This is a genomic window from Stenotrophomonas sp. 57 (assembly GCF_030291075.1).
Taxonomy (GTDB): Bacteria; Pseudomonadota; Gammaproteobacteria; order Xanthomonadales; family Xanthomonadaceae; genus Stenotrophomonas.
Genome location: NZ_CP127407.1, coordinates 1,933,050 through 1,956,344, shown reverse-complemented (window position 1 = coordinate 1,956,344; position 23,295 = coordinate 1,933,050). Strand labels below are relative to the sequence as shown.

The window sequence follows — 23,295 nt, the reverse complement described above, 5'->3', positions numbered from 1 at the left end:
CCGGGCGTGGCCCGGCATTTCATACCTGTAGTGCCGAGCCCACGCTCGGCTGCCTTCATCAATAGCGCCCCACCAGGTTCAGGTACCACCCCCGATGGGTGTAGTCGAACCTGGTCAGGTCGTCACTGAAGTCGGTGAAGTTGTAGCCGACGCCCACGCGGAAGTTGCGGCCGATATCGCGATCGACACCGGCCAGCCAACCCTGCCTGCGGCCGCCGTCACGCACGTCCAGCAGGCGATACTCCAGCAGGCCGTGCCACTGGTAGTACAGGTCGTAGCGCAGCTGGCCCGAAGCAAAGTTGGTGGCCGAATCGAACCACGGCCCCGTGCCACGCCCGTAGCGCACTTCGCCTTCGCGGCGCGCCGCCTTGGCCGCCACTTCCCAACGCTGGTCGATGCGGTAGACACCTTCCAGCGACAGCACCTGGGTGCGCTGGTCGTAGTCCACGCCGTTCACCTGGCCCATCGTCGACAGGTCGTACAGGTAGCTGTAACGACCGAACAGCGCCCAGCGATCGTTGTCCCACGGCCGGTAGGCGAAGCCCAGGTTGCCCTCGATGAAGCGCGCTCCCGCCACCGGGTTGATCGCATCGTCGGTGTCGGCGTAGTTGAAGCGCGCGGCGATCCGCCAGCTGTCGTTGAGACGATGGCTCAGGCGGTTGGTGCTGACCCATTGCGTGCGCCGCTCGGCACCCGTATCGCGACGCCATTCCAGCTTGCTCTGCCACTCGGTGCCCGGCGAGGTGCGACCACCGGACAGGCTGACTGCCTTGCGATCGACCTGGCCACTACTGGCGTCCAGCTTGCCGTTGCTCAGGGTGAAGCCCGCATTCCAGCCCACCACCGGATAGAAGTCCATGCCGAAAGTGTGCGCCAGGCCGGACTCCTGCCCGGATTTCAGGAACTGGCTTTCGTTGAACACATTGACCTGGTCAGACAGGCGCCAGCGCTGGCCCAGCGTCCAGCCATCCTGCGCGTTCGGGCTGAACAGCGGGTCGTACTCGCTACGGTCGGTGGACTGGGTGAACGCACCATAGAAGCTGTGCTGCGGGGTCAGCCGGTACTCGGCGTTGACCTGCGCGGCGGTGCCACGGTCGCCGTCGGAGACTTCTGCACCGACGGTGGACAGGTTGGCGAAGGTCCAGGTACCACCGGCCACCACCGCATCGTTGTCGGCGTAGCGGCCATGGTCATCGTCGACGGTCAGCTGGCCACCACCGTACACATCCAGCGACGTGCCGATGCGGTGCGAGTAGCGCGCCGCAGCCAGCACGCTGGCCACGTTGCCGCCAAGGCCACGGTCTTCCTGCACACGGCGCAGTTCGGCCGACAGGCGGTCGTTCTCGCCGATCCGCCATTCGGCCGTCGCCTGGGCCTGGATCAACGACTCATTGCCGCGCCGCGCCTCGCTGTAGCGCGCATACAGGCTGAAGTCGTCGGTCACGTAGCCCAGCAGCTCGGCGCCCTGCTCGCGCACGCGCTGGCCGGTATCGAAGCGGCCCACCGAGTAGCCGCCGTCCACCTGGCGCCACCAGGCACCGGCGTTCCAGTCGCGCTGGGTCCAGCCCAGTTCGCGAAGGTTGATGCGCGCTTCCACTGCGGTCGCCTCGCCTTCGCGCGGCCCCTCCGGATTGAGCCGGCTGAAGCTCAGACCACCGTTGTCGGAGAAGAACACCGGCGCACTGGTCGCTTCGCTGCGGCTGTGCTCGACCTTCAGATACGTGCCACGGCCGGCCTGCAGGGTCAGGTCGGCACCCTTCAGCGAATAGTCCTGACCGGAGCGCTGCTCGTCCACGTAGGTGGCACCGACGGCCACGTGATCACCGAACCAGTGCTTGCCGCGCACGCCGGCAGTGATGTCGTCGCTGTCGAAGCCGGTCGGCACCCATTCGTAGTCGACGATCAGGCGTTGCTCATAGCCGTCCAGCGGCACGTCGCGGCTGATCCGGCGCAGGTTCTCGCGGCTGACCTGGGCCAGCGGCCGGGTCAGCAGGATGCGGCCCTGCAGGGCATCGATCTCGTAGTCGGCACCCCTCACCATCGGCACGCGCTGCTCCACGCGGCCGGTGGTGCGGTCACGGATTTCCAGCACCACCTGGTCCGAGCCACTGAGGATGCTGGCATGGCGCAGGTAGTACAGACTGCCGCCGGTACCGATGAACTCACTGTGGCCCGGCGCCGTTTCGGCCTGTGAACCGAACAGGCGCAGCTCGCTGCGCGCATCACCCCAGGCGTTGGCACCGCGCGAACGCCACGACAGCGCCGCACCGTACAGCGAGCGCACGTACTGCGCGTACTCGGTCCCGGTCAGGCCGGTGGTGTAGTTGCCCCACAGCGCCTGGTTCTTGTCCCAGTCCATGCGCAGGTAGAACCGGCCCATGCTGTCGACATCACGCTGGGTCAGCGAGTCATCGCCGTAGGTCGGGTAGTACAGGTCCGGGTCCAGGCTGCGGAACAGATCGCGCGGATCGGCCGTGGTGAACCCCGTGAAAAGCTCGTCCAGCGGACGGTTCTGGGTATCGGCCTGTGCGGTCAGCAGGTAGCGGCCACGGGTCTTGGCCTTCAGGTAGAACGCCAGGCGGCCGTCACTGAGCACGTCATCATTGCGCTCGCCGCGGGCCAGGTCCTGCCCTGCCCCACTGGCCTTGTTCTGGTACACGGTGATGTCGGCCAGGCCGACGCCGAACAGGTACTGGCCGCTGACATCAACGTCCAGCGTGCGCGCGATGGCCGGCGCATCCGGTCGCTCCACGCGCACGTCGAACGCATGATGGCCGATCGGCATCAGGTACTCGGCGGCGAACTTGCGATCCTGGTCCAGCGGATAGCTGTCGCCATTGATCTTCAGCGACGCCCCCAGCGGCAGGTCGCGGCCACGCAGGCGCACCCGCGAGCCGTACACCGGGATGTTCTGCTGGCGCAGGCCATTGCCATCGAACACCTGCTGCAACAGCGACAACGACGCTGCCTGGCTGGCGTCCACCGAGGTACCGCGGCGGTCTTCCAGCGCGTCACGCAACTGCTGGTTGCCGCGCTCGAATTCCGCAGGCGTCACCAGCTGCATCGACTGCGCGGTGGTTTCATCCACGTTGCCCTCGGCATCGAAGGCGCGCAGCACGTAGACCAGCCGGTCGCCGCGACGCAGCGGCGTCGAGGCAGGCAACGTGCCATCCCACACGCCCTGGGCAACAGCGGCCACCGGCAGTTCGAACGTCGCCAGTGCTGCCACACGGTCCGTGTCGCTGCCGCGGTAGACGCTGACCTCCAGCCGCTGGATGAAGGCGGTGTAGTTGCCGCGCACGTAGAACTCGACCGGCCGCACGATGCGGCCTTCGTCGAAAGCGACCATGCCCGGCGCGGAGACCGACAGTTCCGGCTGGCCCATCGCCGGGTCTTCGGTGGCCCAGATCGCGCCGCCTTCCGGCAGGCGGATCATGAACTCGCCACGCACGGTGGCCTTGCCCGGCTCATCGATCGCCAGGCTGACCCGGCGGTCCGGCTGCAGGGCCTGCGAGCTGGAACGCGTCGAGGTGCCCTCGGTCACTGGCTCGTCGTAGCTGCGCGAGCGCAGGCTGAACAACAGTTCGCCCTCGGCGTTGCACTGGTTGCCGTCACAACGGATCGGCGCCGGCTCAGTGGGCGGCGGCGCGGCCTGGGCGGCACCGGCCAGGCCGAGCAGCAGGGCCTGATACAGCGCAGCGCGCGGCAGGCGGGGCGCGCGGCGGGCGGCAGAGTGATGCGCGCTCATCGGCGTGCCTCCTGTTGGCGGGCAGCCGCACGGGTGGCGGCGCTCTCCTCGTTGCGGACGCGCAGGCGCTGCTGCACGGCGGGGCTGAGCTGGCTGCGCAGCGCCTCGAACACGGCGTTGGCACGGCGCAGGCCCAGCGCCTGGTTGTAGGCATGGCTGCCGCGCACATCGGTATGACCGACCAAGCTGACCTGGCCACCGCCCAGCGCTTCAAGGCGGACGGCGATGGCGGCCAGCAACGGCTTGAACTCCTCGCGTACGGTGGCCTTGTCGGTGTCGAACAGCACGTTGCCCAGCAGCGCGCCACCGGCATCCACACCGGCCAGCAGCGAGTGCGGATCACGCACGTCGGTGCGCAGCTGCACGGTCAGGCCGGCGCGTGCGCTCTCGGCCACCTCGGCCTGCAATGCATCACGTACCGCTGCGGCGCGGGCAAAGGCCAGTGCCTGGCTTTCGCCATTGGCAGCGATCACCACGTCGCCGCCCTGGTAGCGGTCGACCACCTCGGCCATCTTCTTCAGCACCGGGCGATAGTTGGCTTGCAGCTCGCTGCTGCCCGGTGCGAACAGCACCTCGCCCAACGCGATCTCCATGCGCTCGGCGGCGGCCTGCGGCGACGGCGGCAAGCGCACGCCGAAGCTGAAGCGGGTCGGCACGCCCTGCGTCACCCGCCGCAGCAGCGGATTCTCGGTGGTCAGTTCAGCACCGGCCGGCAGCGTGGCCGGGTCCAGCTTGATGATGAAGTTGCGGCCCAGGCGCGCGTCACCTCCGTGCACGTCAGCCAGGTGGTAGCGCCCGAACGGATCAGTCTCCACCAGCAGGCCTTCCACCGTGGCCAGACGCACACCGGGGATGCCCTGCTCCTGGATGCCTTCGTTGCCGATCACATAAGCCACTTCGTAACCCTCGGCGACACGGACGATCTCGCGGCGCACGGTCGGCTCGGCCGCGGTCAGGCCCTTGCCGGCGTCACCGCTGCGTTCCACGCGCGTGGCGCCCTGTGCGTCCATCCGCAGGCGATGGCCCTGAGCGCTTTCCAGCACGAAGTCATCGTTGAAGGACAGTTCGCGCAGGCGCTGGCGCAGCACTACCTGATGGGCCTCGGCGGTGTCGGACGTCGACGCGCGACCCTGCACCACGCCAATCTGCACCCCGTGCAGCAGCGGCGCGCTGGCATCGGCCAGCGGCTGCGGACCTTCGCCGCGATCCAGCGTGGTCGAACCCGGCACGTAGGCCGCAGCAGCGAACCCGCCCTGCACACGCACGCCGCTCAGCTCGGCACTGTCCTGCCAGCCATCACCGTCGCGGTCATCGAACACGGTGCCGAACACCAGGCTGTCTTCCAGCAACGGATCGGCATCCATGGCCACCTCGGCGGTGGCGATGTTCGACAGCGGCGTGCCATCGTCAGCCGTGGCCACGGCCTGGTTCACGTGGTTGCCCGCGCGCACGCCGGCGCCCACCCGCAACAGGTAGGTGATGGTCGCGCTGCGGCCCACGGCAATGTCCACCGCACCGATGCGCAGCGGTACCTGGCTGCTGGCCAGCGAGAACGCACCGTCATCATCGGCCACGCGCATCGAGCCATCGACATAGCCGAAGCCCGGCGGCGGGGTGTCGACCACCACGCCATCACGCCAATGGCTGCCGCCCACGTTCTCGACCACCAGCTGGTAGCGCACCAGGTCGCCCACCTTCACCCGGCGCGGGCTGGCGGTCTTGGTGATGCGCAGGGCGAAGTCGGACACCACCTTGTGGCGCGTCTCGCAGGTCGTGCAGTCCGGCGGCGGCGAGCCATCCGGATATTGTCCGCGCAAGCGGTTCAGCACCTCGGTGCGGGCCTCCTGATTGACCACGGCCTGGTAGACAAATTCGTGGCGACCGATCGAGGTACCCGTCGGCACCGTGCAGACGATGTCGGGCCCCCGCTGGACGCATCCGGCCGGCAGGCTTTCGATGCTCAACCCGGCGTCCGGCGTATCAACCAGCTGCAGCGGCTGGCGCAGCGCCGCCCGCTCGACCGTGGCCACCAGCGTATAACGCAGGCGGTCGCCCGGTCGCACTTCGGTGCCGTTGGCAGGTCCGGACTGCTTCTCCAGCACCACGCGCGGTTCGGCCAGCGCGTGCTCGGTGCTGCAGGCACCGCTGCAGGTGGGCGTGTCACCGCCGGTGCCGAGTACGGCATTGCGCACGCTGCCGCTGGCCTGGGCATTGACCAGCGCGCGGTAGCCCAGCGTATAGGTGCCCGGCGCAGTACCAGCCGGCAGCGTGCAGACCAGCGGATTGCTGGCATTGCAGGTGAACGACCCCGGTTGGGTGACCGACTGCAGGTCCAGGCCGGTGCCCAGGGTATCGGTCAGGGTCAGCGTATCGAGGGTCTGCGAGTTGGCGACCGTCACTTCGACGCTGTAGTCCACGGCATCGCCCACGCCCACCGGAGCGACGGTGGTCGACTGCTTGCGGTATGTCACCACCGCCGACAGCACCGGCGTGGTGGTGCCGCAGTTGCTGGAGCAGGTATTGATGCCGGTGCCACTGCCGAGCACGGCATTGCTGACGCTGCCCTTGGCCTGCGCGTTCACCCGCGCGGTGTACTCCACCGTGTAGGTGCCCGGTACCGTGCCGACCGGCAGCGTGCACACCAGCGGATTGGCGGCATTGCAGGCAAAGCCCTGGCTGGCGGTCACCGCACCGAAGTCCAGGCCGGGGCCCATCGTATCGGTGAGGGTGAACACCGTCGTGGTGCGCGAGTTGCTGACCACCGCGGTCAGTGTGTAGGCGATGCTGTCACCCACCTTCACCGAACCGGCTGCGGCCGAGGTCTTGCGGTAGTCGATCGCGCTGCCGGTCACCGGCGTGCTGGTACCGCAGTTGGCGGTACACGACGGGTTGTCACCACCGCTGCCGAGCACGGCGTTGGTGACCTGGCCGGTGGCCTGTGCATTCACCACGGCGGTGTAGGTCAGGCTGTAGCTGCCCGGCACGGTTCCCGCCGGCAGGGTGCACACCAGCGGATTGGCCGCATTGCAGGTGTAGGCACCCGCACTGGTCACCGCGCCGAAGTCGAGGCCGGTACCCAGGGTATCGGTCAGGGTGACCACATCGGTGGTGCGCGAGTTGGTCACCACCGTGGTCAGGGTGTAGGTCAGGCGATCACCCACCGCAACCGGGCCGGTGCTGTTCACCGACTTGGCGTAGCTTACGCCCGGCGTCGCCACCGGGGTGGTGGTGTCACAGTTCACGCTGCACGACGGATTGTCGGTGCCGCTGCCGAGCACGGCGTTGCGCACGCTGCCGCTGGCCTGCGCGTTGACGGTGGCGCCATAGGTCAGGCTGTAGGTACCCGGCAAGGTGCCGGCCGGCAGCGTGCACACCAGAGGATTGGCGGCGTTGCAGGTAAAGACGCCCGCGCTGCTGACACCCGCGAAGTCGAGACCGCTGCCCAGCGTATCGGTCAGGGTGACCACGGCACTGGTGCGCGCACGCGTCACGGTTGCAGTCAGGGTGTAGTCGATGCGGTCACCCACCCGTACCGGTCCACCGGTGGACGCCTGCTTGGCATAGACCACCTGCGCGGCGGCCATCGGCGTGGTGGTATCGCACGCACCCACGCAGGACGGGTTGTCGGTGCCGCTGGGCACCACCGCGTTGCGCACCTGGCCACTGGCCTGCGCGTTGACCACGCCGGTGTACGAGAACGCATAGCTGCCCGGCACCGTGCCGGCCGGCAGCGTGCAGACCAGCGGATTGCCCGGCACGCAGCTGAAGCTGCCGGCGCTGGTGACGCTGCCGAAGTCCAGGCCGGTGCCCAGCGTATCGGTGAGGGTGGTGACCGCCGTGGTGCGCGAGTCGGCCACCAGCACGGTGACGGTGTAGGCGACGCTGTCACCGATGGCAACCGGGCCGGCGGTGCTGCTGGCCTTGGACACCGAGATGCGCGGTACCGCCACCGGCGTGGTGGTGGTGCAGTTGCTGCTGCAGGTGGGCGTATCGGTACCGGTGCCGACCACGGTGTTGACCACCTGGCCACTGGCCTGGGCATTCACGGTGGCCGTGTAGCTCAGGCTGTAGGTGCCGGGCACGGTGCCTGCCGGCAGCGTGCACACCAACGGATTGGCCGCATTGCAGGTGAACGCACCCGGGCTGTTGACGCTGGCGAAATCCAGGCCGGTGCCCAGGGTGTCGGTCAGGGTCAGCACATCGCGGGTATTGCCGTCGGCCACGGTGACATCCACCGTGTAGCTGACGGTCGCGCCCACAGCGACCGGGCCGGTGGTGTTCGAGCGCTTGGCATAGCTCACCCGTGTCACCGGCACGGTCACATCGCTGCGCGTGCAGTGGTCAACGTCGGTGCAGCTGCTGCCGGGTACCGGCGGATTGCCGTTGTTGAAGGGATCGTAGCCGCCGCCCACGCCGGCATGGTTGGTCAGCACGCCGGTAGCAGCAGCGGTGACCGTCACCGGCAATGTGAAGGCCGAGCTGGAGCCGGCGCTGCCGGCTGCGGCCAGCACCTGGCTGCTGGTGCAGGTCACGTCCTGGCCACTGGCCGTACAGCTCCAGCTGCCGCTCACATGGACACCCGTCCAGTTCGGCACGATCCCGGCCGGCAGCTGGTCACGAACCGTGATCACACCCGCCGGCACGTTCGGCGGATTGCCCGTCGGCACATCGGTGGTGTTGCTGACGGTCAGGGTATAGTTGGTGCCTGCCTGGCCATAGTTCCAGACGCCACCCGTCGCGTTGTTGCCCTTCACCACCTTCAGCGACGGCGCGGTGATGATGACCCGGTGGTCTTCCACTTCGCCATCATCGGCCACGCCGGTCGGGTTCTGGATCTGCGTGGCGTTGGTGGCGTAACGCAGGCGCACGTAGCTGGTGCCGGCGCTGACCGCGGCCGGCACGGTCCAGCTCAGGTTGGCCTGGCTACCGCTGCACAGCGCGGTGTTGCTGCGCTCGTTGGCATCGAACTGGCCATTGCGGTTGAAGTCGATCCAGCCGGCCACGCTGCCATTGCCAACGCAGGCCACCGGCTGGTTGATCACGGTACCGGCCTGCATCACGGTCAACCGGTAGTTGCTCGGCCACCCGTCTTCCTCGCGGCTACCCGCTACCGGCGAGTTGTCGTCGCCCAGTGCATCGGCGCTGTAGGTGCTGCGCTGTTCGGTGTCCGGGCCCAGGCTGCCGAGGAAGTCGGTCAGCGGCGGCGCCAGGCCACCGGGCGTGTAGCCGGCGGTGTTGATGTTGAAGTTGCTGGCGTTCTGCGGAATGCCGTCGGAGCGGAACTGCAGGTCGTCCACCACGTGCATCGCATCGCCGTAGCTCTGCGGGGCGTCACCGAAGTCGGCATACGGCACCAGCAGGCCAATGGCGATGGCCGTGGTGCCGCCGCCGCGCATCGAGAAGCCCATGTTCACCGCCAGGTTGCCCGGCGCGTGTGCGGCGTTGTCGAAACTGAGGAAGGTGACCGCCGCCGTGTTGTCGTCGTTGCCCGGACCGAAGCGGATCACCTGGTTGGCACCACTGGTCGACTTGTTCACCAGATAGGGCGTGGCATTGGCCAGGTTCTTGCGGACCTCGACCACGTTCCAGGTGCCCTGCGCACTGGCCTCGACGAATTCGCCGCTGTTGTTGATCGATTCGGCGTCGGCCATCACCACGCCGCGCAGGCGGTACGGCGCACCGCCCAAGGTCGACGTGCAGGTGATGCTGAAGCTGGAAGTGCCACTGGCACGCGCGATGCCGGCGATCAGCTGGTTGCTGGTGCCGGTGCCGCCGATGTTGTACAGGTCGTCAAGGCTGTCGCCGCCGAAGCTGCCGGGGCGATAGCTGCGCAGCACATTGGTCTCGGCCGTGTTCAGACGGCAATCGACGCGCAGGTTCACCCCGGCGGCGACCGGCATGTCGATGGACGACGTCGCGCCATCGTTGAGCACGACGTTGTTCACGCCATTGGCGCCGCCACCCCAGGTCAACCACAGCACCGTGTTGCGATACGGGCTACTACCACCAGTGGCATAGGCCGCAGCGCAGGCCATCGAAGGCACCAGCATCGCCAACAGCAGCAACAGACTGCTCGCCATCCAGCGGCGCAGCTGCAGGTACTGAAGGTTTTTTCCGGAATGAACGCATCCACCGCCCGCGCGGATGCGCGACGTCGTCGACTGCCACATGTTGATTCCCCCGCTCAGCCCGCAGAGGGGCCGAAGTTCATTTGGGTGTCCTGGGACGAAATCCCGGCACCGGCGGCGCACGCAACTACGTGTTCTGCCGGCTCCGTGGCACCTGCCTTGGTCCCTGCACCCGGCTGGTTGGGCACACACATCTGTGACCAAGTTAACACATTTCAGACAAATGTGTGACCTGCATCACATTAATGTTTGCCAACTCTGGCGCCTGTTGCTTGACCACAGTTGTAGCAACCGGGCACGGGCGGCCCGTGCACGGTTCCGGCAGTCGCATCGCCCTTTCCGGCAAGTCGCCATGCAAATTCGGCGCGCCCATTGCCTGGCGGAAGCGTGGTCAAGCGCGCGCTCGGTGGCGTCAGCGAGGAACTGCTCGCTTAAGCTCCAGCGCCGTTGTCTGTGCGGCATTGATGCCGCCCTGCCCCGCACAGCGGTACCCGGTCAGTGACTGCCCGGTATGCCGCCGGAAGTAGCGGCACAGGTAGGACGCATCCTCGAAGCACAGGCGCTCGGCAATACGACCGATCGGCAGCTCGCTATAGCTCAGCAGTGCCTTGAGCTCCAGCACCACCCGACGGTCGATCAACGCGTTCGGCGTCTCACCGAAGCACTCGCGCGTGACCTGTGAAAGGTAAAACGGGGAGATGCACAGAGCCTCGGCAACAACGGCACATCCAACGGCGACGGCACGCAATGCGGATGCGCGTGCAGGAATTTGAACAGTGCATTCGGCAGTACGAAGGCCACCTCCGACGCCAGCGCCTTCGGCATCAGGCAGATCAGTGCCAGGAACCCACGGGAGCGCTGCCGCAGCAGCGCCAAGGTGTCCTCTGCCAGGACCAGCACATCGTGCCGCCGCACCGCGACCTCACGGAAATTCAATGCCAGGCGCGCACGCCCGGACACGCACACCAGCACCGCCAGCTACACGTGTCCGAACGACAGCGGAACACCCAACCCTTCAGCCAGCGTGCTGACCTCCAGGCGCATGGATTCGTCCTGATACAAGAAGCTGGGGAATGCGGTCCATGGGCCGATTCAGCCGTCAGCGCGCTGCATGAACAGCAGGTCCGGCGTGGAGGTGGCCTCCACCGGCTGGAAACCGAGATCGCGATAGAGGGTGAGCGCGGGGGCGTTGTCACAATAGACGCGCAGGGTCAGCCGCCGCACGCCCGGCGATCGCAGGGCCTCGGCGCCCAGCGCCTGCATGAGCGAGCGCCCCAGGCCACGCCCGCGCATCAACGGTGAAACAAGGATGCGGCCCAGGTGCGCGGTGCCGGCGTCGGTCAGCCAGTTCTGGCCAAAGCCCAGGCAATCATCGCGCTCGCCCAGCAGCACCCAGCCGGGGCGCGCCTCAAGTTCAAGCGCCTGCGCGAACCGCGGCGGTGGCAAGGGAAAGGGCACGCCGGGCCCTGCCCAACGCTGGGTGGCCGCTGCCGAATCGAGCCAACCGGCGATGGTGGCGTAATGCAAAGGCTGGACAGGACGAAAATTCGGTTCCATGACACGCATGGTGCGCGATTCCTGCCGGACCTGCACGCTGCCCGGTGGCACTTGATATTTGTCATAGGACAATAAAAAATTCCGGACATCCGGCTGCCGCCGCCTGGCAGCGCCCCTCTCATCCTCGCCGGGGAGATCCCATGTTCAAAGGCCTCAGCGCATTTCCCCTCACTCCCCTCTCTGAAGCCGGCATCGATCTCCGGGCCTTTGCGGGACTGGTCGAGCGCCTGGCGGGTTCGGGCGTGGATTCGATGGGCATCCTGGGCTCCACCGGCAGCTATGCCTATCTGGAGAAGCACGAACGCAAGCGCGTACTGCGCGAAGCGCTCGCCCACGCCGGCGGCGTGCCGGTCATCGCCGGCATCGGTGCACTACGCACCCGGGATGTGCTTGAGCTGGCACGGGATGCCGAAGATGCCGGTGCGCATGGCCTGCTGCTCTCGCCCGTGTCCTACCAGCTGCTGAAGGAGCATGAGGTCTACACGCTCTTCGAATCTGTCTGCGCAGCGGTGCGCACGCCGATCTGCGTCTACGACAACCCCGTTGCCACCCGCTTCCGGTTCACCGATGAACTGCATGGGCGCATCGCCGCCCTGCCCAACATCGCCTCGATCAAGATCCCCCGCCTCCCCGATGACCCGGCGGAGGCCGCAGCTCGCATATCGGCGCTGCGCGCCTGCATTCCGGCGCATGTCACCCTCGGCATCAGCGGCGATGCCGCTGCCGTTCACGGGCTGGCCGCAGGCTGCGACGGCTGGTACTCGGTGATGGGCGGACTGTTCCCCGAGGTGGCACTGCAGATCACCCGTGCAGCGCTTGGCGGCAAGATGGCCGCTGCGCAGGCGTTGTCCCAGCGGCTTGCGCCGCTCTGGGCGCTGTATGACCGGTTTGGTGGAATCCGCGTCATGGCATGTGCCGCGGCGCTGTTGGGGCTGTGTGGTGAAGACAGTCTGCCGTTGCCGTTGCAGGTGCTGCGTGGAAATGATCGGGCGCTTGTGGCCGACGCGCTGGAGACGCTTGGATTGCGGCAGCGACGCGCGTAGCGGAGCCTCACGCAGGACGCCGCCGTGGTCAACGGCGGCGCCCCGTCACTCCCTTATTGGCAGACGTACTCGCGCGCCGACTCGATGGTGTCCACGTCGAGCTCTTCGTACTGGATCTCGACGGTTTCCATGCTGGTGGACGTGACTACCGCGCGCGCACCAGGATTGCACGCCGCCGGCAGACCGCCGGCCTGGACCTGGCCGTTGATCGCATACGCCAGTCCGTAGCAGACAGAACCGAGCTGGAACGGATTGACGCCACAGGCCATGACCTGCTCATTGGACAGCCCGCTGGAGGCGGTGTAATTGGCCGTCCAGCCGCTGGACGCATCGTTGGCGCAGGTGCCCGGATAGCCCTGGATCGGCGCAGTGCCATTGGTACAGGTGTGCTGGGTGAAGCTGCCGAAGAAGCTGAATTTGAGGTACGCGGTGCGGCCGGTCTCGACCCATTGCGCAGCAGCGGCGTTCTGGGCGAATGCGGACAGGCCGAGCAGGCACAGCGCTGCGGCGGCGAGAGGTTTCAATCCTTTCAACATGACTATCGTCCTCGGAATTGGCGTAGTGCACGCCTCATGCGTGCCAACCGAGTGTACCCAGCACGTCCCCCGGCAAATATGACAGGCCACGCAGTCTGGGCCTGTCGGAAGGTGCGATGGCGTCAGCAGCATCAATGGCTCTGACAGCGCCTGCACCCATCGCGTGCCGGGCAGTATGTTGCGGCCGGCGCGGCCCAACTACTTTTCTGATCCGCGCCACTTCAGTTGCCACGTCTGTGCGGCCCACTGCGATTCGCTCAATCATCATCGCTGACTGCTCAGACAGACCTGCACCCCCCGGCCAGGACGCCCCCTGGGCATTTCCCTACGGTCCGGCAAGTAGTTATCCGATTGCGGGCATCCGTGCCCCCTGAGACCTTCCAGCTGCGCTCTGGGCATTCATCCGACTCAGAACACCGCAGCGCATCGAATTGTGCTGCGGAACAGCTGAAGACGCACTTCGATAGCAGGGGTGCTACAGCACGGCACCTTCAGGCGGTATCCAGTCGGCAGGGCCGATCAGGGCGCATGGCGCAATGCATCCCTAGGTCATTGATTCATGTTGACCCCGGCCCGATTCGAACGGGCGACCTTCCCCTTGCGAGGGGGCGATCCCGACAATGCTCTTGGTGCGATCTGTGCCAATGCTGTGCCAAATTACGCGCGTCCCGGGGGCCGCAAGCGCCGTAAGACGCAGCATCTGCAGCAGTTGCGGAGCGCTTTCGGGCCTTTCGGGCGCCCCTCGGGCGGGGCTTGGTCTCCTTCAGCGGTAGGCTCCTGCCATGTGCGGCCGAATTCGTCCAGCTCCCCGTGATCCACTTCGAAAAAGGCGATAGCCTCGGGGCTACCGCCTTGCTTGGAGGTAGCAACACCGCTCAACCAAAGGTGTCGGGGCTTTCCGAATCCCCGTAGCTGACGTTCTTGTAGTGATACTCAACGAGCACCCATGAACCGCCGCCATTGCCACCGCTGACCCAAGTGTATCCCCAAGTCTCGCTATTGCCGTATCGGTCAGTGGTCGTGAAGGTAAACTCATCGCCGGCATTGGCCCTGCTCGGGAGCGGTACGGGCGGCGGCGGCGCTGATGCACGCGTTACCGCACCACTCGACTTTGGAGAAGAAGAGGTCTTCTTGACCACTTCCACAGTCACGCCTTCCAGCACCGGCGCGTATCCCGGAGAGCGCTGCTTCACCCACTGCAACACGGATTGGGCTTCGACGGAACCGGGAGCATAAGTACTCCTGGTGCTTACCACTACGGCGCTTTGCGGAGACGTGGTGTTGCCAGCCCACACAGATCCAGCGGCGAAGAGAAATGCTACAGATGCGGACAGCGCAAAGACTTTGAGCTTCATTACATATCCCTATCGAATTGGCCAAAATGCTCGCTATAGATCCTTTAGCCAGCCCTTTCACGTAGCACGATCCATCTGCATCGGTCAAATTGCGTAAGCACACAGCATCCGACCATCGATCCAACTCGGAATGTGCACAGGCCAACATGGAATTGACACAGAGATTGATAGCGCTTCCTTCTTCCGCCTAGCAACCTCTTGAGAGGCAAGCACGGCAATGAAGATGGTAGATGCAGCACCGACAAGAGCGCCAAGCGCTTCTAGACCATCAGCGATCGACCCTGGTGAAAAAGGTTCAGACGGCGGCCGTTCTTGAAAGACAGCTCAGCCTGCAAGGATTCCCAGTACAAAAACCGAGCCCGCAGTAATCAGGCCCGCTTCCCCCGAGGCCTGCGATGAAATCCCTGAACTGCTGGCTGATCTTGTTTGCCGTGTTCATCCGTGCCACGCAGCAAGGCCATTGAGGCTCGTCATCCGGGCCTCTAAGCAGGGCCTTCAGTACGGATTTCAGCACAACGCATGGTTCAAACAGCTGTGCCAACTGTGCCAAACGCTGGATGACGCAAGGCGCTGTAGAGCGATGTCGCTCGCCATGAAATTGCGCAAGTCATTGATCAATGGTGACCCCGGCCCGATTCGAACGGGCGACCTTCCCCTTAGGAGGGGGACGCTCTATCCAGCTGAGCTACGGGGCCATTGGCAGCGGCACAGGATACCGCGTCCGGCTGAATGGACCAAGCGGGCGTCGTTCTGCACAGCCCATGAAGTGGATATGCTGGCCCGCCGCGACCCGTTGTGAACTGGATGTCCGACGTCTGGCGAATCCTCTCCGCCCTTGGCGACAGCCGCTGGCTGCTGCCCATGGCCTTGGTGCTGCTGATCACGCTGCCGCGCCCCGATGCGCGCCTGAAATGGCGATGGCTGCTTGCCATCGCCGTCACCGCCGGTGTCACGCTTGCCTCAAAGCTGGCCTTCATGGGCTGGGGGATTGGCATCAAGAGCATGCACTTCACCGGTTTCTCCGGGCACGCGGCGATGTCCAGCGTCGTCTATCCGATTGTCGGCATGCTGGTTGCCGGTCCCAGCCAGCGCGCCCGGGCATTCGGCCTGGTGACCGGCGCACTGCTGGCCACCGCCATTGCTTGGTCACGGATCCCGCTGCATGCGCACAGTCTTTCTGAAGTGATTGCCGGGCTGGCACTTGGAATGGGCTGTTCCGGATGGGCGCTGCGCGCCGCGCTTCCCTCCGCGCGCCCAGGCATGGTGACCGTCGCTGTCGCCGTACTCGCAGGCACGGCCCTGCCCCTCGCCATGCCCGACGTCCACACGCATCAGCTGGTCATCGCGCTGGCGAAATTCATCTCCGGAAGGGCCGATGTCTTCCAGCATTTCTGAAAATCAGGAAGGTCATTCCACATTTCCTCCACATTTCTTGACAGCACAACTGAATAGCCGCCAACATAGCGGTGGAAAAATTTCCCTGACGGAGTAGGAGACCCCGTAGATGAAGAAGATGATTGCCGCTCTGGCCCTGCTGGGTCTGTCCTCGCCGGTGTTCGCCCAGGAAGCTCCTGTCGCAGCCGCTGCCGCTCCGGAAGAAGCAGCCGCAGCTGCTGCAGGTGCCGAAGCAGCCGGCCTGTCCACCGCAGCCATTGTCGGCACCAGCGTCATCGCAGTTGCTGCCGGCGCCGTGCTCTACAGCGTTGCCGGTGACAGCACCAGCGGTCCGAGCGATCCGGGTGGCAACCCGGGCAATCCGGGCACCCCGGGCACTGGCGGTACCGGCGGTACCGGCGGCACCGGCGGCACGGGTGGGACCGGCGGCACCGGCGGCTAATACCGCTGCAGCACGCTTTAGGCCCTCGCCGGGCAATGCTTGGCGAGGGTTTTTTATGCCCGTCGAATCTACGTAATCAAATGATCAAGAAGTTGACCTGCCTCGCGGCTGCCCTACTGACAGCCACCACACTTTCCGGCTGCCTGCTGGCGCCCGGCCAGCACTTGCGCCACAGCGATGTCTCGCTTGGACGTCAAAGCGACGACCGCCATCTTGAGCTCATCAGCATCACGCCGAAGCTTGTTGCGATGGATCGAGCCACGCAGGGCGAGCAGGTCCTTCCCTCCGAACTGTTCGACTACCAGCCGCCGGAGTACACCGTCGGCATCGGCGACATTCTCTACGTCACCGTATGGGATCACCCGGAACTGACGGTACCGGCAGGCCCTCAACAACAGGGCAACCTTGCCGGGCGCCTTGTGCAGAGCGATGGCTCCCTGTTCTACCCCTACATCGGCAAGGTCCAAGCAAAGGGCAAGACGCCCGTCGCGCTTCGCGAGGAAATCAGCAGGCGCCTGGCCCAGTACATCGAATCTCCCCAGGTCGATGTCTCCATTCTCACCTACGGCAGTCAACGCGTGTGGGTCACTGGCGCCGCCGAGCGCTCAGCGCCGATCGCGCTGGGCACCTCTCCGTTGACCCTGGCCGACGCCATCAGCCAAGCCGGCCTGAACGTCAATCAGGCGGACCTGTCCGGCGTGCGCCTCAGCCGCGCTGGCGCCACCTATACGATCAATCTGGAAACACTGGCTACCCAGCATGGCGGTCGCCAACTGTTCCTGAAGGACGGGGACTCGATCTTCATTCCCTACCTGGATCGCAAGGAAATCTTCGTGGTGGGCGAAGTCAATCTTCCCGGCGCCTACAGCTTCCGTACCGGCGATGTATCGCTGAACCAGGCACTGGGCCGTGCCCGCGGCCTGACCCAGGAAACCTCCGCCGGCAATGCGGTCTACGTGATCCGTGGCAGCAAGGATCTGGAAACCGTTCCCTCCACGATTTATCAGCTGGAAGCCCGCTCCCCCACCGCATTCGCGGTCGGCAGTCAGTTCATGCTGCAGCCAGGCGATGTGGTCTTCGTCGGCGCGGCCGGCGTCACCCGCTGGAACCGCTTCGTGAACCAGTTGCTGCCGTTCACCAACATCCTGTATACCGCCGCCCGCACGGAGAACGAAGTCGGGAACAAGTGACATGATGTGCATGGATGTGCTTCGGGCGCGCAGCAATCTGCGGCGCACCCTCCAATGGATGATGGCCCTTTCCGTTCTGGCGACGCTGGCAGGCTGCACCACGGCCAGCCGTGCAACCAGCGACTCCTTCCGCCTGCTGTTCAAGCGACAGGTGGTGGCTACGCCTGAACAGGTCGCCGCAAACCGCTTTCCCCAGGCGCAGTTGAAGACCCCCGATCTGTCAGCGGTGATGGTGCTGGGCTACGTCGATGCAGGTCGCCAGAGCTGGTATGCCGGCAGCAATGCCGTGTTCCAGCTCGACAGCACGGGACTGGTGACAGGCGTTTCGAGCCCGGGTCGGCAACTCCAGGCCCGAATCATCGGCGCTTCGCCGTTTGTCAGGCTGGAGGCGCTCAACGCCAGCACCACCGTGCAGCGGGAATACGACTGGATTCCCAGCTATCGCATGGGTGTCCAGGCCACGGGCACGCTGACCCGCGGCGACATCGAGTCAATCAGCATCCTGGGCAAGGAGCGATCCCTAGTGCGCTTTGACGAGCGCATCGTGGGCGGCTTCCGGGCACACAACATCTACTGGGCAGATCCGGTTACAGGCTTCATCTGGAAGAGCAGGCAGCAACTGGGCCCGTCCTACACCGTGGAGCTGGTGCAGCTCAAGCCATACCGCCCCGCAAAGGATTGACCATGGCATTGCGATTCATGCTTCTGCTGGCCGTGCTGCTGGCATCGGGCGCTGCCCTCGCGAATGGATCTGCCGCATCCCGCAATCTCGAGGTTGTCGCCGAAGGTGCGTCGCTGGCACCAGGAAGCCACACTGTGGCTGCAGGCACTCGCCTGTCTCAGCTTATGGCCACCACGCACCCCGCTTCAGACGCCTACCTGCCCGGAATCGCACTGCACCGGCAGGGTGCGCGCCCGCAGCAGGTTCGGTTGCGGGCCGGCCTGCAGTACAGCCTGGACCTGCTCGAAGAGCACCAGGATCCGCAGATCGCAGCGGCCGCGACAGCGTTGTCGCGCTGGCTGCAGGACCATCCCGCATCCGGCCGCATGCCGCTCCCAATCAACGACATGCGCCTGATGCAGGTTCAAAGGGACAGCGATCCAATCCTTGAACAAGGCGATGCGCTGCGCGTGCCTCGTCGGCCCAACACGATCACCGTGCTTGGCGCTGTCGAATCAGCTTGCGAACTCCCCCACCAGCCGTTGCGCGACGTGCATGACTACCTGCGCGACTGCATCGTGACCAGCGCTGCCGACCGCAATGATCTCTATATCGTACAGCCCGACATGACTGTGCAGAAGGTCGGCGTCGCGCTATGGAACCGCGCTGACCCGCAGGCCGTCGCACCTGGCGGCGTCATCTTCGTACCGCTTCGCCAGCATGCCATCGATGCAGTCGACAGCGCCTTCAATGCCGACTTCGCGGCATTCATCGCTACCCAGGCCCTGCAACCTTGATCCGCTCCACCCACAAGCCCGCCTGCGCTGCTCGTCCAGCAGCCTTCGCCCTGTCACTGCTGGCGCTTTCCCTGGCGACCGAACTGCATGCGCAACAGGCTCCGCCCCCAACTGCCAGCGAATGGGGCGGCATCGGCTTGCTGCAGACGCCGACCGCACGCATGGCCGAGGATGGCGACATCGCGTTCACGGCATCGCACAACTCGCCCTACAGTCGCTACAACCTGACGCTGCAGCCATTTCCATGGCTAGAAGGCTCGTTCCGTTACATCAACGTGTCCAATATCCGCTATGGCGCAAACAAGGTAAGCGGCGACCAGAACTACAAGGACAAGTCCATCGACTTCAAGCTCCGCCTCTGGAGCGAGACACCCTGGACACCCGACCTTGCCTTCGGCGTGCGCGACCTTGGCGGCACCGGCTTCTTCTCGAGTGAGTACCTTGTCGCAAGCAAGCGCTTTGGACCCATCGATGCCTCACTCGGGCTCGCGACGGGCTACCTCGGAAATCGCGGCGACTTTTCCAATCCCCTTGGGCTCGTCAGTGATCGCTTCAAGGATCGCAGACCCATCGCGTCCAGCAACATCCAGGACGCTGGCAAGTTCGGCATCAGCAACATGTTCAAGGGACCTGTCGGGGTTTTCGGTGGCGTCACCTATCAGACGCCGTTGAACTCCCTCCTTCTCAAGGTAGAATATGACGGCAATGACTACAGGCGCGAACCTCGCCGCAACAACCTTGCGCAGAGTTCACCCATCAACCTTGGCCTGGTCTACACGCCAAATCGCAACGTTGAACTGACCGCCGCGTGGGAGCGTGGCGAAGCAGCAATGTTCTCGCTGACGCTACGCGGAAACCCGGGGCAAGCATCTCCGGCCCCGAAGCCCTTTGACCCGCCTCCGCAGCGGATCGTTCAACACCCGTCACAGCGCCAAGGTTCCGCGCCCTCCAGCCCCGCACGCGAACCGGCGTGGGCCGGGATTGCGAACGAACTGGACAACAACGCAGGACTGCGCGTCGACAGCATCTCGCACGATGGCAGAGAGCTGATCATTGATGGCTATCAGAACCGCTATGCCAGCAGCGCCAAGGGCGCGGGAAGAGCGGGACGGATCCTGGCGAACTCCATTGATGACCGATACGACTGGTACACCTTCCGGACCACGCGTATGGGCATGCCCGTTGTCGACATGTCGTTCAAGCGCGAAACGCTTGAGGCGTATCTCGATGGCCGTGCAACCGAGGATGATCTGCGCCGCAGCGTCGAGATATCCGCGCCGGGCGAAAAACAGGTCGATCAGCTCTATGCAGCCAGCAACCGGCCATGGGGCGGCGGCTTCAGCCTTGGGTACCGCCAGAATCTGGGGGGACCGGATGGATTCATCCTGTACCAGATCTCAGCCAATGCGAGCGGTAGCGCGTTCCTCAACCCGAACATGTGGGTGACTGGAACCGCAAGTGCCAACGTCATCAACAACTATGACAAGTTCCGTTATGACGCGCCAAGCAGAGTGCCCCGGGTTCGAACGGACATCCGCAAATACCTGAACACCTCTGACCTCACACTTCCCAATCTGCAAGCCAACGTGGCCGGGAGGCTTGGAAGGGACACGTACGGTATTGCCTATGCCGGCTATCTTGAGTGGATGTACGCAGGCATCGGCGGAGAGCTGTTGTATCGCCCGATGGGTGAATCCTGGGCAATTGGCGCCAATCTCAACCATGTTCGCCAGCGTGACTTTGACCAGCACTTCGGACTGCGCGACTACGGAATCACTACAGGCCATGCAACGCTCTACTACTCATTCGACAGCCAGAATCGCGTTGTAGGCACGCTTTCCCTGGGGCGTTACCTTGCTGGCGACTACGGCGCCACCCTCAACGTCGCTCGGGTGTTCGACAATGGCATGAGCATGGGTGCCTACGTCACAAAGACGGACATGTCTGCAAAGGATTTCGGCGAAGGAAGCTTCGACAAGGGAATCTACTTCAGCATACCGTTCGATTCGGTTCTTCCCAGGTCGACGCGCGGCCAGGCAGCCATTACGTGGGCTCCACTGATTCGCGATGGTGGCGCCATGCTTGGACGCAAGTACTCTCTCTACACGCTCACCGGCGAACGCGACAGGCGCTCCTTCTACGAAAGTCTTCAGGATGTCGTCGACTGAGCGCCTCAAACTGGCGGACATGCCGCCGCAGGAATGAACCTGCGGCGTGCATTCGACTCAGTCGATAAACGATTTCACAAGTGAGATGTGACCCGTGGAATGCGCCGGAACCCTCGCGGCCTCCGGCGGCAGCCTCATGTAATCGCCATAGACGCCACGAAGATACTCATCGTAACCAACCGGCGCCAGGAATTCATGATTGGCGAACTGCATCGGTACGGCCGCTTCAAAGACTTCGCGCCGGGACACCTCTCGCGGGCCCCAACGGCCCAGCAGATTCGCCACGTGGGTAGACGCGTCAAACGACTTCATCGCCAGGAAGGAATGCAGGGCTGAATGAATCCAGCCTACAGGAACCGGCTTCGCAACCCACCTGATGCACGCGCGCACGCTTCGAACGGCTCGGGAACAGTCCTTCGGAACATAGGCACCGGTTACCGTGGCAAAGCCGCCTTTCATCAGGCGGGCAAGCCAGAGATGGAAAGTCCGCATCGCCCGCCCCTGGAATGTCCCATCCAATGGAAACACATCCAGCCAGACCCCCCGGGTGAACTCGAAACACAGCACTTCCGTAACCGACGTGCTGACATCGTAGACCTTGCTGAAAGGATAGATGTATCCAGCATCTCCCCCAACATACGACACACGATAACTCGGCGAGAACTCCGAAGACAGCTTCTGGAATCGGAGATAGTCGGACCTGGGCATTCCAATGTCGATATCATCGTCCCACGGGATCGGCCCCTGGTGCCGAACCGCACCAATCAGACTGCCGCCAATTAGGTAATAGCGAAGCTGATTCCGCAGGCAGAATTCGTGAAACTCCTGAAGCGCATTGAGCATCACCTGCTGAACATCTTCGATCGCATGCGCAGTCATTTCGTCTTCTTCACATCGAAGATCTGGCCCGTGTAGTCAGACAGCAGCACCAGCAGGGACTTTTCTGCAACCTCTTCCGCACTCAACAGGGAGCCTTCCGGCTCGATTCCAAAGGCCTTCGTGCGCATGGGAGTCGCGGTTCGTTCTGGATTCACGCAATTCACCCGCACGCCTTGAGCGTGCCATTCATCAGCGAGCGCTTGCGTCAGGTTGACCACCGCGGCCTTCGACGAACTGTACAGACTGTACATCGATCTTCCGTAGGTATACGAGCTGGAGGTGAAATTGAGCAGCTGCCCCTGCGAGTCGCGGAGATAGTCGAAAGATGCGAGCGCGACATTCACTGCACCGACATAGTTCACGTTGATTGCCTCGGCCACATCCAGCTGATCCATATCAACCAGAGGTTGACGTACCAGCACTGCCGCCGAGTTCACAACGAAATCAATCCTGCCATGCTTGCGCGCGACGTCGGCAAGCAGGCCTGTGACGTCCTCAAGACTGGATATGTCGATGCCAGTCGAACGGCCAGCCACAACAACCTTGGCTTGATACGCAGTCGCGATATCGGCGATTTCCTTGCCGATCCCACTCGTCCCGCCGAAGACGACCAGGACCTTGCCCCTCAGCGCCGAAAGTGAGAACTGAACTCGTTCCTTTACATCCAGGAGCGTCGAGCGCAGCTGGCAGAGCTTGTCGAGGATATGCAGATCCTCTTCGTAAGTCAGCTTCATGTTGCCTGTATCGCCATCCACCAGGAAGATCTTCTCTTCGGGAAGGTACTTCAGGACAACGCCACAATCGTCGGTGGTTACAAAGGAGGGATCTTTCATGGCAATGCCATAAGCGCGCTCGATCGTCTGATGCGAGAACGCCTGCGGGGTCTGCCCATTCCTCAGCAGGCTGCGATCGGGTATCCCGGAGATCGTGTTGGTCCTGGGATCCGCGACGATGATCGTGTCCGTCGTCTTGATCACCACATCCACTGCGTTGTAGCTCCGCAGCGCCTCGACGACATCGCCAATGATCCGACGGCTGATAAGCGGGCGCACCGCATCGTGGAAGATCAGCTGAACCCTGTGATCCTTGCAGTAATGCCGTGTCGCATCGATGGCAGCCAGCGAGGACTGGTAGCGCTCACTCCCGCCTCCGATGATGGCCTTCACTTTTCCGAACCGACCGTTGGTGACAACGGACTCGACTTCCTCGATGCAGTCCATGTTGGAAACGATCAGTATCTCGTGGATGGCCTCATGTGACTGGAAGGCCTGAATCACATGCTCAAGGACCGTCTTTCCAGCAAGCTTCATCATCTGCTTGGGTTTGTTGAAGCCGCTCCTTGAGCCCTTCCCCCCCGCGAGAACGACCGCTATGTTTTTGACGTCCTTCATATGAC

The 23,295-nt window shown here is 64.3% G+C and carries 16 protein-coding genes and 1 tRNA gene; 7 read left to right on the top strand and 10 right to left on the bottom strand.

From position 1 onward, the window contains the following. Positions 1-58: 58 nt before the first annotated feature. From QP512_RS09045 to QP512_RS09025, 5 genes are all read right to left on the bottom strand, one after another. Complete coding sequence (locus QP512_RS09045) at positions 59-3,748, bottom strand: hypothetical protein (RefSeq protein WP_286071789.1); 3,690 nt, start codon at positions 3,746-3,748, stop codon at positions 59-61. Then, complete coding sequence (locus tag QP512_RS09040; protein ID WP_286071788.1) at positions 3,745-9,828, bottom strand: CshA/CshB family fibrillar adhesin-related protein; 6,084 nt, start codon at positions 9,826-9,828, stop codon at positions 3,745-3,747. The genes QP512_RS09045 and QP512_RS09040 overlap by 4 nt, the downstream gene beginning before the upstream one ends. A 460-nt stretch (positions 9,829-10,288) precedes the next feature. Continuing rightward, positions 10,289-10,624, bottom strand: a complete 336-nt coding sequence (locus QP512_RS09035) for a helix-turn-helix domain-containing protein (protein WP_286071787.1) — start codon at positions 10,622-10,624, stop codon at positions 10,289-10,291. Next, the gene (locus QP512_RS09030; protein WP_286072081.1) at positions 10,513-10,836 is read right to left on the bottom strand and encodes a hypothetical protein; all 324 of its coding nucleotides are present in this window, start codon (positions 10,834-10,836) and stop codon (positions 10,513-10,515) included. The genes QP512_RS09035 and QP512_RS09030 overlap by 112 nt, the downstream gene beginning before the upstream one ends. A 132-nt stretch (positions 10,837-10,968) precedes the next feature. After that, positions 10,969-11,433 carry a GNAT family N-acetyltransferase gene (locus QP512_RS09025; protein WP_286072018.1) on the bottom strand — a complete coding sequence of 155 codons (465 nt, stop codon included), beginning with the start codon at positions 11,431-11,433 and terminating at the stop codon, positions 10,969-10,971. 140 nt (positions 11,434-11,573) lie between these two features. Here QP512_RS09025 and QP512_RS09020 point away from each other — a divergent pair, with 140 nt between their 5' ends. Beyond that, positions 11,574-12,476 (top strand): dihydrodipicolinate synthase family protein, encoded by a 903-nt coding sequence (locus QP512_RS09020; protein ID WP_345783118.1) that lies wholly within the window; start codon positions 11,574-11,576, stop codon positions 12,474-12,476. Between the two features lie 53 nt (positions 12,477-12,529). On the opposite strand, the gene QP512_RS09015 is transcribed toward QP512_RS09020, so the two are convergent. The 3 genes from QP512_RS09015 to QP512_RS09005 all read right to left on the bottom strand — a co-directional run bounded on the left by QP512_RS09015 (position 12,530) and on the right by QP512_RS09005 (position 15,062). Continuing rightward, complete coding sequence (locus tag QP512_RS09015) at positions 12,530-13,012, bottom strand: hypothetical protein (protein ID WP_286071785.1); 483 nt, start codon at positions 13,010-13,012, stop codon at positions 12,530-12,532. Between the two features lie 875 nt (positions 13,013-13,887). Then, the gene (locus tag QP512_RS09010; protein ID WP_286071784.1) at positions 13,888-14,367 is read right to left on the bottom strand and encodes a hypothetical protein; all 480 of its coding nucleotides are present in this window, start codon (positions 14,365-14,367) and stop codon (positions 13,888-13,890) included. A 618-nt stretch (positions 14,368-14,985) separates the two neighbouring features. Further along, positions 14,986-15,062, bottom strand: a tRNA-Arg gene (locus QP512_RS09005). A gap of 109 nt (positions 15,063-15,171) precedes the next feature. On the opposite strand from QP512_RS09005, the gene QP512_RS09000 reads away from it, so the two are divergent. From QP512_RS09000 to QP512_RS08975, 6 genes are all read left to right on the top strand, one after another. Then, positions 15,172-15,762, top strand: coding sequence for a phosphatase PAP2 family protein (locus QP512_RS09000; RefSeq protein ID WP_286071783.1), 591 nt, complete (start codon positions 15,172-15,174; stop codon positions 15,760-15,762). Positions 15,763-15,871: 109 nt separating this feature from the next. After that, positions 15,872-16,204 (top strand): hypothetical protein, encoded by a 333-nt coding sequence (locus QP512_RS08995; RefSeq protein WP_286071782.1) that lies wholly within the window; start codon positions 15,872-15,874, stop codon positions 16,202-16,204. Between the two features lie 80 nt (positions 16,205-16,284). Next, positions 16,285-17,394, top strand: a complete 1,110-nt coding sequence (locus QP512_RS08990; protein WP_286071781.1) for a polysaccharide biosynthesis/export family protein — start codon at positions 16,285-16,287, stop codon at positions 17,392-17,394. A 1-nt stretch (position 17,395) separates the two neighbouring features. Beyond that, positions 17,396-18,076 (top strand): YjbF family lipoprotein, encoded by a 681-nt coding sequence (locus tag QP512_RS08985; RefSeq protein ID WP_286071780.1) that lies wholly within the window; start codon positions 17,396-17,398, stop codon positions 18,074-18,076. A 2-nt stretch (positions 18,077-18,078) separates the two neighbouring features. Beyond that, positions 18,079-18,852 carry a capsule biosynthesis GfcC family protein gene (locus QP512_RS08980; RefSeq protein WP_286071779.1) on the top strand — a complete coding sequence of 258 codons (774 nt, stop codon included), beginning with the start codon at positions 18,079-18,081 and terminating at the stop codon, positions 18,850-18,852. Then, complete coding sequence (locus QP512_RS08975; protein WP_286071778.1) at positions 18,849-21,020, top strand: YjbH domain-containing protein; 2,172 nt, start codon at positions 18,849-18,851, stop codon at positions 21,018-21,020. Before QP512_RS08980 ends, QP512_RS08975 begins: the two co-directional genes overlap by 4 nt. A gap of 57 nt (positions 21,021-21,077) precedes the next feature. On the opposite strand, the gene QP512_RS08970 is transcribed toward QP512_RS08975, so the two are convergent. Next, on the bottom strand, positions 21,078-21,899 hold the full coding sequence (locus tag QP512_RS08970) for a LicD family protein (RefSeq protein WP_286071777.1): 822 nt from the start codon (positions 21,897-21,899) through the stop codon (positions 21,078-21,080). Then, a complete protein-coding gene (locus QP512_RS08965) occupies positions 21,896-23,290 on the bottom strand; it encodes a bifunctional cytidylyltransferase/SDR family oxidoreductase (protein ID WP_286071776.1) in 1,395 nt (464 codons plus the stop codon). The genes QP512_RS08970 and QP512_RS08965 overlap by 4 nt, the downstream gene beginning before the upstream one ends. Positions 23,291-23,295 lie beyond the last annotated feature (5 nt).

Excerpts from the sequence above, each read along its gene's own strand:
- QP512_RS08980 (WP_286071779.1), top strand. The coding sequence starts at position 18,079 with ATGGCATTGCGATTCATGCTTCTGCTGGCCGTGCTGCTGGCATCGGGC.
- QP512_RS09015 (WP_286071785.1), bottom strand. The coding sequence starts at position 13,012 with ATGTTGAAAGGATTGAAACCTCTCGCCGCCGCAGCGCTGTGCCTGCTC.
- QP512_RS08990 (WP_286071781.1), top strand. The coding sequence starts at position 16,285 with ATGATCAAGAAGTTGACCTGCCTCGCGGCTGCCCTACTGACAGCCACC.
- QP512_RS09025 (WP_286072018.1), bottom strand. The coding sequence starts at position 11,433 with ATGGAACCGAATTTTCGTCCTGTCCAGCCTTTGCATTACGCCACCATC.
- QP512_RS08965 (WP_286071776.1), bottom strand. The coding sequence starts at position 23,290 with ATGAAGGACGTCAAAAACATAGCGGTCGTTCTCGCGGGGGGGAAGGGC.
- QP512_RS09045 (WP_286071789.1), bottom strand. The coding sequence starts at position 3,748 with ATGAGCGCGCATCACTCTGCCGCCCGCCGCGCGCCCCGCCTGCCGCGC.
- QP512_RS08970 (WP_286071777.1), bottom strand. The coding sequence starts at position 21,899 with ATGACTGCGCATGCGATCGAAGATGTTCAGCAGGTGATGCTCAATGCG.
- QP512_RS09040 (WP_286071788.1), bottom strand. The coding sequence starts at position 9,828 with ATGGCGAGCAGTCTGTTGCTGCTGTTGGCGATGCTGGTGCCTTCGATG.
- QP512_RS09000 (WP_286071783.1), top strand. The coding sequence starts at position 15,172 with ATGTCCGACGTCTGGCGAATCCTCTCCGCCCTTGGCGACAGCCGCTGG.
- QP512_RS09010 (WP_286071784.1), bottom strand. The coding sequence starts at position 14,367 with ATGAAGCTCAAAGTCTTTGCGCTGTCCGCATCTGTAGCATTTCTCTTC.
- QP512_RS08985 (WP_286071780.1), top strand. The coding sequence starts at position 17,396 with ATGATGTGCATGGATGTGCTTCGGGCGCGCAGCAATCTGCGGCGCACC.
- QP512_RS08995 (WP_286071782.1), top strand. The coding sequence starts at position 15,872 with ATGAAGAAGATGATTGCCGCTCTGGCCCTGCTGGGTCTGTCCTCGCCG.
- QP512_RS09020 (WP_345783118.1), top strand. The coding sequence starts at position 11,574 with ATGTTCAAAGGCCTCAGCGCATTTCCCCTCACTCCCCTCTCTGAAGCC.